Source organism: Pedobacter sp. WC2423 (assembly GCF_040822065.1).
Taxonomy (GTDB): Bacteria; Bacteroidota; Bacteroidia; order Sphingobacteriales; family Sphingobacteriaceae; genus Pedobacter.
The window spans coordinates 2541037-2555668 of the sequence record NZ_CP162005.1; the positions used below are offsets into that span (position 1 = coordinate 2541037).

Sequence of the window (14632 nt, forward strand, 5' to 3'; positions counted from 1 at the left end):
AAACAACTTTAAATAACTTATTATTAATAAATACAGATCTTTTTGCTTATTTATCCTCGTAAAACCTTCTTACCATACTCGGTAAAACAATCAGCAATAATGGCAATGCGATAATAAAACCACCAATCACTGCGATTGCCAGCGGCTGATGCATCTGCGCCCCTGCTCCTATTCCTAAAGCCAGCGGCATTAACGCAATGATTGCGCCCAGTGCAGTCATTAACTTGGGTCTTAACCGCGTTGATATAGAATAAACAATAGCTTCCTCTACAGTTTTATCCTTTAAAGATTCTTTAAATTGCAGGAAAGTAAAGATCGCGTTCTCCCCGATAATCCCTACAATCATAATCAACCCCGTATAACTCCCTACATTTAAAGGCGTATGCGTTAAATATAAAGCCAGGTAACTTCCTGAAATCCCCAATAAGGATATAATCAGAATAAGAAAAGCAATTTTAAAATCCTTAAAGAGAAACAGGATCACACTAAATACGAGTAAACTTGAAGCTACCAGAATAGTAAGCAACTCTTTAAATGACTGCTGCTGTTCCGCATAAGCTCCGCCATATTCAATGTGATAACCCGCAGGCAGATTAATCTTTGCACCAATTTCTTTTTGAATATCGGCCATTACACTCCCCAGATCTCTGGATTCCAGCCTTGCAGTGACCACACCAATGGACTGTAAATTTTCTCTTTTAATTTCTGCATCGCCGGCTTTGATAACTACCCTCGATAGATGTTGAATAGGAACTAATCCGCCACCCGGCAAAAACAACTGCAATTTACTGATATCAGCCACTCCGAATTGTTTACTCCCCGGATAAATCATCCTGATCGGTGTAAGCTGCTGCTGCTCATATACATTCCCAATAATATTCCCCTGTAATGCATTTTGAACCTGAAACTGAAAATCACCGGGCGTAATCCCATATTGTGCCAGCAGGGCAAAATCGGGCTGGATATTAACAGACGGACCAGCGATAACGATCCCATTAAACACATCCGCAGTTCCGGTAACCTTACCCATCATTGCTGCAACCTGCTTTGATAAAGCCTTTAACTTATCCTGATCGTTACCAAATATTTTCACTTCAACAGGTTGAGTAGAACTCATTAAATCACCCAGCATATCTCCTATGACCTGCCCAAAATCGACCACTAATGCAGGTTGAGAAGCATGTATCTTCGATCTGATCTCACTAATCACTTCCTCTGTACTTCTTTTTCGGTCTGCTTTTAGCTGGATCAGGTAATCACCAGTATTAGGTTCAGTGATAAAGAACCCCATTTGAGTCCCCGTTCTGCGGGAGTAAGTTTGTACCTCTGGTATTTTAACAATCAATTTTTCTACCTCTTTTAACATCCGGTCTGTTTCTACCAGTGAAGTTCCCGCAGGAGAAGTATAATCGGCAACGACACTACCTTCATCCATTTCTGGCAGAAATCCAGTTTCCAACCGCGGCAGAATTAAAAAAATAATGACCGCTAAAACCACCATAGAAACATAACTGATCCAGGGCCTTTTTATAAAATAATAAACCCAGTTTTGCTGATGTACCTGATGCACGGCCGATTTCACTGAATTGGAAGCAGTATCCTTCGTTAACAGTAAATACACCACCGGTAAACCTATCCAGGTTACAAAAAACGAGCATACTAATGTGATAATCATCGTATTGGTCATCACCTGAAAATAAGAGCCAGCAACTCCCGTCATTAAAATAAACGGAACGAAGATTACGATTGTACTCACAGAAGATCCCAGCATCGCCGGAAATAAGTAATCTATTGCCTTTTTAAGCAAATTAACGGTAGGCTCTTCCGGGTATTCCTCATGCGTCCGGTGAATCTGTTCTACCACCACAATCGCATCGTCTATAATCAATCCTATAGCCGCAGCAATAGCACCTAAAGTCATAATATTCAAGGAATATCCAATCCCATAAAGCACCATCACAGTTAAACACAGCGTAATTGGGATCGTAATCAGTATTGTTGCACTCGCTTTTACAGAACGTAAGAAAATAATGGCCACAACAATTGCTAAAACCAGTCCGATCAATAGACTATCACTGACACTTTTAACCGATGCTTCTACAAAATCAGCCTGTTGATAATAAGGCTTGATCGTTACTCCTTTTGGTAATATTTTTCTAAGCTCCACGATCTTTTCCTGTAGCTGCGCAGACAGCTCAACCAGATTTGCATTTGGCTGTTTAATCACTGCAACCAGTATTGCATCTTTACCATTTGCATTGATCCTGGTATAAGCAACGCCTTCTTGTATTTTGACCTCACTAATATCTTTAACCCTGACTATCCGGTTATTTTTTTTACTGACAATCAGGTTTTCCAGATCGGTTTTTGTTTTGATAGTTGCATCGGTAATTGATAAATACAGATAGTTATAATCTGATAAGTAACCATTAGACTTGATAAAATTTGTCTGTGTTAAAACCGTATTCAGCAGATCCGGACTAATGGACAAAGTACTCATCTTTTGCCTGTCCAGCTGAATCCAGTATTCCTTATCCTTACCACCAATTACCCTGATTTCCGATACGCCGTCAACCTGCGATAAAAATGGTTTGATCGTATAAACAGCTAATTTTTTTAAAGCTACCGGCGATTCTGTATGACTCTCTAAAGTATATCCGCTCACCGGAAGAATCGAAGGGTTCATTTTCTCCACTGAAATATTTACACCCGGAGGCAGGCTATTTCTAATCTTCCCGATTTGAGACTCAATCCGCTGCTGACTTAAATCAATATCAGCATTCCAGTTCATATAGGCCGAAATCTCACAGCTTCCTCTGCTTGTTGTACTTCTGACTACATGAAGATCCGGCACTTGCTTCACTGCATTTTCCAAAGGTCGTGTTGCCGTAATCATCATCTGATCTACAGGTTGCAATTCTGCATCGGCAATAATCTTTATCTTCGGAAAGGTAATTTCCGGAAACAAAGAAGTTTTTAACCGTTGATAAGAGAATAACCCACCCGTTAATATCAGGATCAATACGACCAGCAGCGGATTTTTATGAGAAATAAAAAAGTTCTTCATTCATGCGTGATTTTAACCTTTGCCGTATCCGCCAACCCGTAATTCCCTATGGTGATTAAACGATCTTTCGCCCCAAAAACTGGTGACAAAATCTGAATCGACTTTCCATCTTCCATTCCTTTTTTCACTACTGTTTTCACTGCTGTAGAATCATTAATCAGCTTCATTACCCAAAACTCATCTTCAGTTTCATTAGTCAATACGGCCGATTTAGGTAATACCTGTACATGAGCAGCCTCAGATTTAACTACTTTTACCCTGGCAATCAGGTTTTCTGGAATCGGATGTGCAGCATTCACTTTAATAATCATACGCTGTGTCTGTGCTAAAGAATCAACAGCAGGTAAGGACGAAGTAATTGATCCTTTTAACTTTTCCCCATCGGGAAGTGTTAACTCCAATGTTTTATTTTGAAGAATAACACTGCGCATTTCATAAGGTAAATCCAGTAAAAAGACCAGGCTTGATTGATTGATGATCGTCGCTAATGCCTCACCATCCTGTACATAATCTCCTTTTTGATGATTAACCAGGATCACATAACCGCTTTTCTCAGCGCGAATAATTGAAATTCCTGAGAATTTAAAACCGGGGTCCAGCTGGTTAATCGAATTACCTATGGCACGTGCCTCTTTGGTGATCAGTTTAAATAAAACCTGGTTGCTGCGCACTGCAGCACCTGCCTGTAAGGTTGAACTTTGCAAATAGCCGTTTGTATTCGCTTTGACAAAACTTTTTTCCAGATAAGCAGAAGTCGCATTTAAGACGACATTTTCACTCAATGTCTCATTATTTACGGTGGTCACCTGTACCGGAGTTTCAGGAACCGGAGTTTCTTCTGCCTCCGGTTTAGAAGCTTGCTGACAGCAAACCAGTGTTGCACTAAGTAGCAAAAGCAATAAGGCGTTAACTGTAAACTGTTTCATTTTTATATTTTTAAGCTTTTCCACTTTCAAGAGTTGCCTGATTATCTATTTGAGTATATACTATGGTTATCTATTCCAATAATTCAGTTGATTAAATAGCTTTAACCTTATAATATTGGTCTGTCTCTTTAGATTTTGCGCAGCCAGGTAGTTATTAATTGCAATCACAAAATCAGCAATTCTGATATCTCCGGTTTGCAATAACCTGCTATCTACCTGGATCAGGCTTTTAGTAAATCTGATCTGTTCAGAAACTTGCTGATATAATCCATTTTGATCGGCAATCTGTTGCCGGAGTAAATTGAGCTGCTGGGTATGCTGATTTTGGAAGAACTCTTTATATACATTTATAGTCCGTTGAGCAATCGAGAGTTTATCATATTGCATTTTCCGCTGATGTCCGTCAAAAATCGGAACTGCAACCGTGAAACCTGCACTCGCACCAAAATTCCGGTAAGGCTGATAGGCAAAAGAAGAGTTGTATCCGCCATTTGCATATACACTGGCTTTAGGTTTATAATTAAAGTCAACTGCTTTTTTCTGATTGACCAGTTTTAAACTGTCAATTCCGAATTTTTGATAAAAAAAACCAGTTTCAGTATTGAGCAGGACAGGTTCAATTGCAGGTTCCGCTAATTCGTGCGTTGTCGTATCAGCAATACCCGTTAAATAGTTCAGTGTAGAATAATCGTTTTTCAATTGTAGTTCTGCCTGTTTCCCTTGTAATTGCTGCTGCTGAAAAGTAACCAGAAAAGTCAGGTAATCTACCTGCTTATAAACATTTGCGCGAGTCAGTTTCTTTAAAACGATTTCTTCTTCATGCAACAGTTGATCAACTTCCTGATTAAATGCGGCTTGCTGTTGACTGGCAAAAGTGGTGATATACTGATCTGTAACTGCTTTTTGTAAATCCAGCACAGAAAGACCAGTAGCAAACCGAATAGAATCTGCTTGTAAATGGATACCTTCCAATTGATTATTGATATTCTTTTTGCTCGCCAGGTTATAATTAACATTCAGTACGGCTTCCAGCGCTTTTCCATTGGTCAGCACCTCATCAAAACCATATCCATTAACTACTGGTGCATATAGTCCATTGGCCAATGCTGAAACTTGTGGAAGATAACCCGCTTTAACACGCATACTATCAATTTTGCTGCTTTGCAACTGGCTTTGATAGTCTTTTAATAACGGACTGCGTTTAACTGCCTCCTGATAAAAATAATCAAGATTTCTAACTGGCTGCTGTGCCCTGACTGAACACAATCCAAATCCGATCATCACCAGAATTGATATATAGATCTTAAAACGTGCCATTGAATGAAAGTCCTGCTGCTTTTTGCTGATACATCGGTACTAAAGAATATTTCATAGCCTGTTTTCCAACAACCAACTTTTTAAGATGCGGGTAAATCAAATAAGCCAGCTTAGTGGAAGCAATACCAAATCCTGCTCCGGCAACCACATCGCTTACCCAGTGTTTATTGTTATACATTCTTAAAACTCCGGTTGCTGTAGCTACCGTGTAACCTGCGTAGCCAATCCATGGAGAAACATCTCTGTATTCCTGATTCAAAAATTCGGCCGCTGCAAAAGCATTTGCAGTATGACCTGAAGGAAAAGAGTAGTTATCCTCTCCATCCGGACGCAGACGACCAACCAGGTGTTTCACACTAAAAGTTGAGCCACTCATAATCGCTTCGGCCAGTATATAAATTGCTGTACCATCTGCGACTCCATGTTTACTCTTCACACCAGCGAGGTTCAGCGCGTAAAAAGCAGCTCCGGGAGCAAACTGAAGAAAATTATCAGCATGCAGGGCAAAAGTCGGGTGGTCTTCTTGTAACTCTGCCCTGGTACTGTAATCCAGTCTTCTGATGGCATTATTTCCTAAAGATATCAGGCCATAACTAATCAGTACCGCCGGGATAATAAAGGATTTAATTTGAGGAGGATTCAATCCACGCATCTTCATCACCGATTCTTTGGGTGTGAGCTGAACTGAATCTTTACTGAGGGTATCCACCTGCTGCGCAAATACCATTCCGGGTAAACATATCACGAAGATAAAACTGAAAAATTTCATAAAAAACTCCTTTTAAACTGAACTGTTAAGTTAAGATAGATAAATACTGGAGGAAATTTATAATTATTGGTGCATTCCTCCGCTTTTGAATAAATCGTAAGCAGTCTGATAGTTCGCAATTGCCTGATCGGTTACTCTTTTTGATAATTTAGCAGGAACCTGTTCATTCTTTGCCTTGTTATACAGGAAGGTTTCCATTTTTTGCTGCGGGCCAAGAATCACCAGGCTATCCTGTTTCAGGTAAGCCAGCTTTTGATAAGTACCCAGAACTGCGCGGGGCTGATAAGTGGGATCAAAAAGATTCTTTCCATATAAATTACTCTCATATTTCCAGCCCAGCAAACTGAATAATGTAGGATAGATATCAATTTGAGAACACATTTTATCAATTACCTGGCTGCCCTTTTTTGGCAAATTGAGAATGACACATGGGATATGGTATTTATTAATATCAATCTCATTTCTGCCTGCACTGCTTGCACAATGGTCAGCAACTATAATAATGACTGTATTTTTATACCATGGTTTGTTGCTTATATTCTTCAGGAATTCACCGATTGCATAATCCGTATAGCGTACTGCTCCTTCTCTTCCACTTCCCGAGGTATACTTAATCTTACCTTCCGGAAAAGTGAATGGACGGTGATTAGAAGTCGTCATCACAAAATTATAAAATGGTTTACCCTGTTTAAATTCTGCATCAGCACCACGGGTAACCGCAGCAAATAAGTCTTCATCACTTATTCCCCAGGCATTTTCAAAATGAACCTGATCGTCCTGAATAATTGTTCTTTTGGTTTCATAAGCATCATCCAGTTTAATATTTCTTCCTCTGTCTATAATATCAAATCCATTGCTGCCAAAATATTCATTCATATTATCAAAGTAGCCATCGCCACCATAAAAGAAGGCTCTGCTATACCCGGCCTTTTCAAAAATATGTCCGACCGTAGTTAGTTTTTCATTCCCTTGTCTTCTCACTACACTGCTTCCTGGTGTAGGCGGGCTGGCTAAAGTTAAGGCTTCCATCCCTCTCACGGTTCTGGTTCCGGTAGCATACATATTGGTAAACAGCAAATTAGTGGTTGCCAGAGAATCAAGTACCGGCATCAGCTTCTGCGTATTGCCAAAGTGTTCCATAAAATCAGCACTCAGACTTTCCACCGTAATCATGATTACATTGGGTTTATAGGTAGTTCCCGTATTATTGATCTCTCTTTTGATAGAGTTTCCGCTGGTCACAAAAGTACTGTTCGACTCTTTTAATTCATTTCTGATTACCTTGAAAGCCTCATTTTTAGGTAATAAAGTATAGAAATCGTTATAATCCAGTTCATTGTTCTTAAAAGCAGCAAAAAAAGAATAAATCCCGGCCTTAGATAACTCATTCTGATAACGGTTAGTTCCTCTTTCAGCGAATGAATTGCGAACAAATAAAGGATAAAGTATGGTCAGGATTAATAAGGAACCAGAAATCATTAACCGGGTGCGGAACGGAGTACTGGATTGAAAAGCATGGGTAAAAACTTTTCTTTTCGCAAACAGAAACATCACCAGTAGTACCAATAACAGCACACCTCCTATCAAAAGTGGTAATGGATAGGATTCATTGATATTGTTTACAACTTCGTAGGTATAAATCAGGTAATCGACCGCGATAAAGTTAAAACGGCTTTCAAATTCCTGCCAGAAGGTAAGTTCTGCAAAGAAAGAGAAAAAGGAAATCAACAGGATCAGGAACAACCAGCCATAAGTAATGATTTTATTAGTAAGGGTGTTTACCCACTTCTGAGGTAAAAATAACAGGTATATACTGAAAAGTGTAACCAGGAAAAGGGCTACCCCAAAGTCATAGAAAAAGCCTGTAAAATATAATTGAATAATAGATAGTATGGAAAAATCTGTCTTACCAGATGAAACGGCCAGCAGACCTGTCCGGATTAAAAAAGAGCTGAATAAAAAAACAGCAAAAAAGGAAAACAGAACACTGTACCTGCCTTTAAATATTAATTGGACCATATATTATTTGATAAGAGCTCCCAAACCTATCATTAAATAGTTGTAAAAAAAACTAAACATAATAAATATAAAAAGAAGGATTTCCGAAAAAATTCCTGAGTATCTGTCAGGAAAGCAAAAATTTAACAGGATAGATAAACAATTGACTATCACAAAGTAATAATTACTATATCTTGTTTTTCCTTAATATTCCTTTAATATCTGCTCCAGATTTTCTTAAAATTTAATCTATGATTTTTATCAGCCAGAAGGCATTTAAAAATGATAAAATTTAGCCGGAGAGAAACAAAGCAACCATCTTCACCATCTCTTTGTTCGCATATACGACCTCTGCTTTCCCTTTAAGATTCTATTTGTTTATATGAACAACAGTAAAATAACAGGGTTACTGCTTGGGTTCTCTTGCAGTTTCATACGGGTTTGAAGCACAACACAACCAAAGACACGTTTAAAATGCGCTTTATCTTTTATCAAAGTAGAGCTTAACCATTTATCAAGTACTGCTCATATATAGCTAAACAATTGTATATCATAGTATTTACAATTATTTTCGCTTAATTATATAAGTACTTATATAATTACTTATATATTTGAGTATGAATTACTATCAGTCATTAGGATATTTAGTGTTAGGCAGCCGGTTGAAACGGTTGAGTGAACTCTTTCTTTCAGAAATCAATAAATCATACAAGGCAGAAGGCATCGTCTTTGAAACCACCTGGTTCCCTGTATTCTACTTACTCTCTGAAAACAAAACATTAACCATTCAGGAACTATGTGAACAGATTGAAGTCTCTCATCCCGCAGCCAGTCAACTGGTGACCAATCTTAAAAATAAAGGTTTAGTCATCAGCACAACCAGCGCTGAAGATGCCCGTAAACAATTAGTGACTTTGAGCGAAGAAGGCAAAGCACTTTTAGAGCGGATCATTCCTGTTTGGGATGCCATCACTGCAACCATGGAAGAAGTAGCAGGAGCAAGCGAGGAAGGCAGCGCGATATTAGCTACGCTGACTAAGCTGGAAACTACCTTTAAATCCATCGATATCGTTAAAAATATTCAACATAAAATACATCACCCTGTTAAATCTACATCCAATGCATAACTCATTTTTTTATGGAACTGACCACCTGACCAGTGGAATTTGCTTGGCTATTGCAGCAGGTCAGACCAAAGGCCGGATTAGTCCTGAAGCAGCAGCAAATATTCAATCTTCCTGGGAAGAAGTACAAAAAATTGTTCGTAGCCAAAAACCAGTATATGGCGTGAATACAGGATTCGGCCCATTATGTGATACCCATATATCAGAAAAAGACACTTCGCTTTTACAAAGCAATATCCTTAAAAGTCATAGTGTTGGTGTAGGTAAGCCAATTCCTCTGGAAATTGCCAAAATTATGATGATTACTAAAGTTCAGGCTTTAGCTAAGGGGTTTTCTGGCATTGCGCCACAAACATTAGCACGTATTATCTGGCATATTGACAATGATATTATTCCTTTTGTTCCTGAAAAAGGTTCGGTAGGTGCTTCTGGTGACCTGGCTCCCCTATCTCACCTGTTCCTGCCTTTAATTGGTTTAGGTGAAGTGTTTATCCATGGAGAAAAAGTTTCCGCTGCAAAAATGCTGGAACAATATGATTTGAAACCAATCGTATTAGGCCCGAAAGAAGGCCTGGCCCTGATTAACGGAACGCAGTTTATACTTGCTTTCGCTGTTAAAGCGGTTCAGCGTTTAAACGATGCATTGGATCTGGCCGATTTAAGCGGAGCAATGTCTTTAGAAGGCCTGACTGGTTCTACCCGTCCGTTTGATGAACGTTTACATAATTTAAGACCTTATAAAGGCACTAAACTGGTTGCCCACCGCTTATCTGCAATCCTGGAAGGTTCAGCAATCGGAACCTCACATATCAATTGCAGCCGCGTACAGGATCCTTATTCTATCCGCTGTATGCCACAGGTACATGGCGCTTCGCGTAATGCCTGGTTACATTTAAAAGAATTAACGGAAATTGAGCTGAACTCAGTGACTGATAATCCGGTTATTTTTAGTGCAGAAGATACGATCAGTGGTGGAAATTTCCACGGACAGCCTTTAGCGATGGTGCTTGATTATGCAACGGTTGCCGCAGCAGAATTAGGAAATATTGCAGATCGCCGTTGTTACCTGATGAATGAAGGCAAATATGATTTACCAAAATTACTGATTGCCGATGCTGGTTTAAACTCTGGTTTAATGATCCCTCAGTATACCACAGCAGCATTGGTAACCGAGAACAAAACTTTATGCTTTCCGGCAAGTGCGGATAGCGTCCCTACTTCTCTGGGACAGGAAGACCATGTTTCTATGGGTTCTATCAGTGGAAGAAAGCTGCATATGGTAATTGATAACCTGGAATTTATCCAGGCGATTGAACTTTTATATGCTGCACAAGCTATAGAATTCAGACGGCCGTTGAAATCAACACCAGTAATCGAGGCCTGCCACAATTTAATCAGAAACCATGTTCCTTATATCAAAGAAGACCGTCTTTTTGCGGACGATATTAATCAATTACATCATTTGATAACTAACGGTTCATTATTGCAGACTGCTAATGAAACTGCCATTGCTAACCATATTAACCTATTCAACGATGACGACTTCAGAATTTATTAACACCTACGCCAAACATCCGTTTTATAAAGCACCAAGAGGGATGCAACTGCATGCTAAAAGCTGGCAGACAGAGTCTGTATTGCGCATGCTGCTGAATAACCTGGATGGAGAGGTTGCAGAAAACCCGGAAGAATTAGTAGTTTATGGCGGTATTGGCCAGGCTGCACGTAACCCGGAATCTTTACGTAAAATCATTGAGATTCTTTTGGAACTGGATGAACATCATTCTCTATTGGTACAATCGGGTAAACCAGTCGGTATCATCAGAAGCCATCCTCAGGCACCACGTGTTTTAATTGCGAATAGTAATTTAGTACCTGCATGGGCAAATTGGGAGCATTTCAATGAATTGCGCAGCAAAGGATTAATGATGTACGGCCAGATGACAGCGGGTAGCTGGATTTATATTGGTACGCAGGGTATTTTACAGGGTACTTACGAGACATTTGTAGAGTGTGGCCGTCAGCATTTCGGTCATGATCTGACAGGTAAACTGATTGTGAGTGCTGGTATTGGTGGTATGGGTGGCGCGCAACCTTTAGCAGCAACGATGGCTGGTGCTATTTTTTTAGGTGCTGATGTAGACGAAACAAGAATTCAAAAGCGTGTAGATACGCAGTATATTGACCGGATTACACATTCTTATGAAGAAGCGATTAACTGGGTAAATGAAGCTAAAGCAACTGGTGCGGCTATTTCTATCGGAATCGTCATGGATGCGGGAGATTTACTGGAGCGTTTAACTGCTGATGGCTTAGTTCCTGATATCCTGACTGACCAGACTTCTGCACATGATCCTTTGAATGGTTATGTTCCTAACGGTTTATCTTTACCTGAGGCGCTTGCTTTAAGAAAAAGTGATCCTGAAAAGTACAAGGCATTATCATTGAAAAGTATGGCCCGCCATGTGGCTTTCATGCTTGAATTGCAAAAACTGGGAGCAGTTACTTTTGATTATGGAAATAACTTAAGAGAGTTTGCTAAACAAGGTGGAGAAAAAGATGCGTTTAACTTTCCCGGTTTTACGCCTGCTTATATCAGACCGTTATTCTGTGAAGGTAAAGGCCCGTTCAGATGGGTTGCTTTATCTGGTGATCCTGAAGATATCTATGTAACGGATCGTGCGCTAATGGAAGCATTTCCAGAAAATACGCATTTAATTAACTGGCTGCAAAAAGCTCAGGATAAAATTAGTTTCCAGGGTTTACCGGCACGTATTTGCTGGTTAGGTATGGGCGAACGCGAAAAAGCGGGTCTGATTTTCAATGAGCTGGTAGCAAGCGGCAAAGTTAAAGGGCCGATCGTGATTGGCCGTGATCATTTGGATTGTGGTTCTGTAGCTTCTCCTAACCGTGAAACTGAATCTATGAAAGATGGTTCTGATGCAGTTTCTGACTGGCCGTTATTAAACTTGATGGCTAATACTTCGGGTGGTGCAACCTGGGTTTCTTTCCATCATGGTGGTGGTGTGGGAATGGGTTATTCTCAGCATGCGGGAATGGTTGTTCTGGCAGACGGAACTGAGCGTGCAGCGAGCTGCATCAGCCGTGTGTTATATAATGATCCGGCTATGGGTATCTTCCGTCATGCGGATGCGGGTTATGAGCAGGCAGAAATATGGGCTGAAAAGTTCGGTTTAAAAATAGGATAGTTTAACACATTTGAGATGAAGAAACTAATCGGACCATTCAGCGAGATCCTGACCTTGTCGGGTTTGGCGCTGAATGGTGCTATAAATGACGACCAGCTTGAGATAATCCGTGGTGGCGGTATTATTGTGGAGGATGGGAAGATCGTGGCTACTGGTGATTTTGAAGACTTACGCCTTGCAAATGCAGCGCTGTCGTTAGAAAAAATTGAAGGGGAACAAGTTTTGCTTCCTGGTTTTATTGACTGTCATACGCATATCTGTTTTGCAGGAAGCAGGGCAAAGGATTATAGTCTTCGTATTCAGGGAAAAACTTACCTTGAAATTGCGAAAAGCGGCGGTGGTATCTGGGATTCTGTAACGCAGACACGCGCAGCAGCGTTGTCAAAGCTGGTGGAGCTTTTGAAGCAAAGAGTACAGCGGCATTTAACTGATGGGGTAACGACAATCGAGATTAAGAGTGGTTATGGACTGGATATAAGCAATGAGCTGAAAATGCTGAGAGCGATTAAAGAGGTTGCTTTAACCACTGTTGCCGATTTGATTCCTACTTGTTTGGCAGCACATCTTTTACCGAAAGATTTTGAGGGTTCACAGGTGGAGTATCTGGATCATGTACTGGCAGATTTATTACCGTTGGTGAAGGCGGAGGATCTGGCAAACCGGGTAGATATTTTCATCGAAGAGAGTGCTTTTGACCCCCAGGTTTCGGTTTCTTATTTACTGGCTGCAAAAGAATTGGGTTTTGAAATTACAGTACATGCTGATCAGTTTACAACCAGTGGACTGGAAGTGGCTATTGAGGTTGGCGCTGTTTCGGCAGATCATCTGGAAGCGAGTACGGAAAGGGAAGCTGCGCTATTGGAGGGTTCGGAGACGGTAGCGGTTGTACTTCCTGGTGCTTCTCTGGGCTTAGGGATGCAGTATGCGCCTGCCCGGAAGTTACTGGATGCTGGCGCTTGTCTGGCTATTGCAAGTGACTGGAATCCAGGGTCTGCGCCTATGGGAGATTTACTGATGCAGGCTGCGGTGATGAGTGCTGCGGAGAAACTGAGTACGGCTGAGGTATTCGCAGGACTGACTTTCAGAGCGGCAAAAGCGTTGAGCCTGATGGATCGTGGTAGGCTGGCTGAAGGAATGCTGGCTGATATGCAGGCTTATCCTTGTGCTGATTACAGAGAGATTTTATACCATCAGGGAAAAATTAAACCGGGCATCGTCTGGAAAAAAGGAATAAGAATATGATAGACTCTTTATTTTATCAAAAAACATCGGCTGAAACGTGGACTGGTCGTAATGACGGAACTGATCTGGCTGTTCAGCGCTGGCATCAGCGGGTGATTCTGGTTGATCTTCTGCATGGGGTTATCCCATTGCTATCACCCGGTCAAAAAGGAATTGCCTTAATTGGTTTTTCTTGTGATGAAGGGGTGAGACGTAATGGTGGCAGAGTTGGCGCTAAGGATGGCCCTGCTCATTTCCGCAAGGCTTGTTGCAATTTACCTGTTCATTTTGATGAGGATGCTGTGTTTCTTGATTTGGGAGATGTGGTTTGTATGGGCCAGGATATGGAAGGTGCGCAACGTTCGCTTTCTGAGGTGGTTAGCTTTGCTTTAGCGAATGGTTACCGGCCTTTGGTTATTGGTGGTGGTCATGAGGTTGCTTATGGTCATTATACCGGTATTAATGATTATTTGAAGAAGCCTGATAGCCTTGGGATTATCAATTTTGATGCACATTTTGATTTACGCGAACCTAATGAGCATGGTACAAACTCTGGCACTGGATTTTTTCAGATTGCAGAGGATTGTAAGGCGTCAGGGAAACCTTTCAGCTATCTGCCTGTTGGAATTCAGCTGAACAGCAATACGAAGCATTTGTTTGATACGGCTGCGGGGTTGGGTGTAAAGCATATCCATGCGGAGGGTTTTATGGCTGCTAATCAGGAAGTGATTAAGCACCAACTGGAGGAGTTTATTGCAGGTTCATCGCATATTTACCTGACAATTTGTATGGATGTATTTTCCTCTTCGTTTGCTCCGGGGGTAAGTGCGGCCGCTTTTAGTGGTCTTATTCCTGATGCGTTTTTCTTTAGTTGTTTAAAGTCTGTTATGGCTGGTGGCAAGGTGATCAGTATGGATATTGCAGAGTGTAATCCGGTTTTTGATCAAGACCAGCGCACGGCTAAGTTAGCTGCTGCGCTGGCCTTTAGTATGATCACCTAA

The 14632-nt window shown here is 40.8% G+C and carries 10 protein-coding genes; 5 read left to right on the top strand and 5 right to left on the bottom strand.

The features are described 5' to 3' along the window. Window positions 1–46: 46 nt before the first annotated feature. The 5 genes from AB3G38_RS10185 to AB3G38_RS10205 all read right to left on the bottom strand — a co-directional run bounded on the left by AB3G38_RS10185 (window position 47) and on the right by AB3G38_RS10205 (window position 8098). Entirely contained in the window at window positions 47–3067 is a 3021-nt protein-coding gene (locus AB3G38_RS10185; protein ID WP_367868376.1) for an efflux RND transporter permease subunit, read from the bottom strand. Then, window positions 3064–3993 (bottom strand): efflux RND transporter periplasmic adaptor subunit, encoded by a 930-nt coding sequence (locus tag AB3G38_RS10190; protein WP_367868377.1) that lies wholly within the window; start codon window positions 3991–3993, stop codon window positions 3064–3066. The genes AB3G38_RS10185 and AB3G38_RS10190 overlap by 4 nt, the downstream gene beginning before the upstream one ends. Before the next feature lie 66 nt (window positions 3994–4059). After that, complete coding sequence (locus tag AB3G38_RS10195) at window positions 4060–5310, bottom strand: TolC family protein (RefSeq protein ID WP_367868378.1); 1251 nt, start codon at window positions 5308–5310, stop codon at window positions 4060–4062. Further along, window positions 5297–6079: a phosphatase PAP2 family protein gene (locus tag AB3G38_RS10200; RefSeq protein WP_367868379.1), complete on the bottom strand. Its 783-nt coding sequence runs from the start codon at window positions 6077–6079 to the stop codon at window positions 5297–5299. The genes AB3G38_RS10195 and AB3G38_RS10200 overlap by 14 nt, the downstream gene beginning before the upstream one ends. A 63-nt stretch (window positions 6080–6142) precedes the next feature. Then, complete coding sequence (locus tag AB3G38_RS10205; protein ID WP_367868380.1) at window positions 6143–8098, bottom strand: LTA synthase family protein; 1956 nt, start codon at window positions 8096–8098, stop codon at window positions 6143–6145. Window positions 8099–8694: 596 nt separating this feature from the next. On the opposite strand from AB3G38_RS10205, the gene AB3G38_RS10210 reads away from it, so the two are divergent. Genes AB3G38_RS10210 through hutG form a run of 5 tightly spaced genes read left to right on the top strand, consistent with a single transcriptional unit; the run spans window position 8695 to window position 14632 of the window. Continuing rightward, on the top strand, window positions 8695–9204 hold the full coding sequence (locus tag AB3G38_RS10210; protein WP_367868381.1) for a MarR family winged helix-turn-helix transcriptional regulator: 510 nt from the start codon (window positions 8695–8697) through the stop codon (window positions 9202–9204). After that, window positions 9197–10759 carry a histidine ammonia-lyase gene (gene hutH, locus AB3G38_RS10215; protein ID WP_367868382.1) on the top strand — a complete coding sequence of 521 codons (1563 nt, stop codon included), beginning with the start codon at window positions 9197–9199 and terminating at the stop codon, window positions 10757–10759. The genes AB3G38_RS10210 and hutH overlap by 8 nt, the downstream gene beginning before the upstream one ends. After that, a complete protein-coding gene (hutU, locus tag AB3G38_RS10220) occupies window positions 10737–12410 on the top strand; it encodes a urocanate hydratase (RefSeq protein ID WP_367868383.1) in 1674 nt (557 codons plus the stop codon). Before hutH ends, hutU begins: the two co-directional genes overlap by 23 nt. A gap of 15 nt (window positions 12411–12425) precedes the next feature. Then, window positions 12426–13652: an imidazolonepropionase gene (gene hutI / locus AB3G38_RS10225; RefSeq protein ID WP_367868384.1), complete on the top strand. Its 1227-nt coding sequence runs from the start codon at window positions 12426–12428 to the stop codon at window positions 13650–13652. Beyond that, window positions 13649–14632: a formimidoylglutamase gene (gene hutG / locus AB3G38_RS10230; protein WP_367868385.1), complete on the top strand. Its 984-nt coding sequence runs from the start codon at window positions 13649–13651 to the stop codon at window positions 14630–14632. The genes hutI and hutG overlap by 4 nt, the downstream gene beginning before the upstream one ends.

Bases quoted from the DNA above. Each gene is read 5' to 3' on its own strand.
- AB3G38_RS10185 (WP_367868376.1), bottom strand. From the start codon at position 3,067: ATGAAGAACTTTTTTATTTCTCATAAAAATCCGCTGCTGGTCGTATTG.
- AB3G38_RS10190 (WP_367868377.1), bottom strand. From the start codon at position 3,993: ATGAAACAGTTTACAGTTAACGCCTTATTGCTTTTGCTACTTAGTGCA.
- AB3G38_RS10195 (WP_367868378.1), bottom strand. From the start codon at position 5,310: ATGGCACGTTTTAAGATCTATATATCAATTCTGGTGATGATCGGATTT.
- AB3G38_RS10200 (WP_367868379.1), bottom strand. From the start codon at position 6,079: ATGAAATTTTTCAGTTTTATCTTCGTGATATGTTTACCCGGAATGGTA.
- AB3G38_RS10205 (WP_367868380.1), bottom strand. From the start codon at position 8,098: ATGGTCCAATTAATATTTAAAGGCAGGTACAGTGTTCTGTTTTCCTTT.
- AB3G38_RS10210 (WP_367868381.1), top strand. From the start codon at position 8,695: ATGAATTACTATCAGTCATTAGGATATTTAGTGTTAGGCAGCCGGTTG.
- hutH (WP_367868382.1), top strand. From the start codon at position 9,197: ATGCATAACTCATTTTTTTATGGAACTGACCACCTGACCAGTGGAATT.
- hutU (WP_367868383.1), top strand. From the start codon at position 10,737: ATGACGACTTCAGAATTTATTAACACCTACGCCAAACATCCGTTTTAT.
- hutI (WP_367868384.1), top strand. From the start codon at position 12,426: ATGAAGAAACTAATCGGACCATTCAGCGAGATCCTGACCTTGTCGGGT.
- hutG (WP_367868385.1), top strand. From the start codon at position 13,649: ATGATAGACTCTTTATTTTATCAAAAAACATCGGCTGAAACGTGGACT.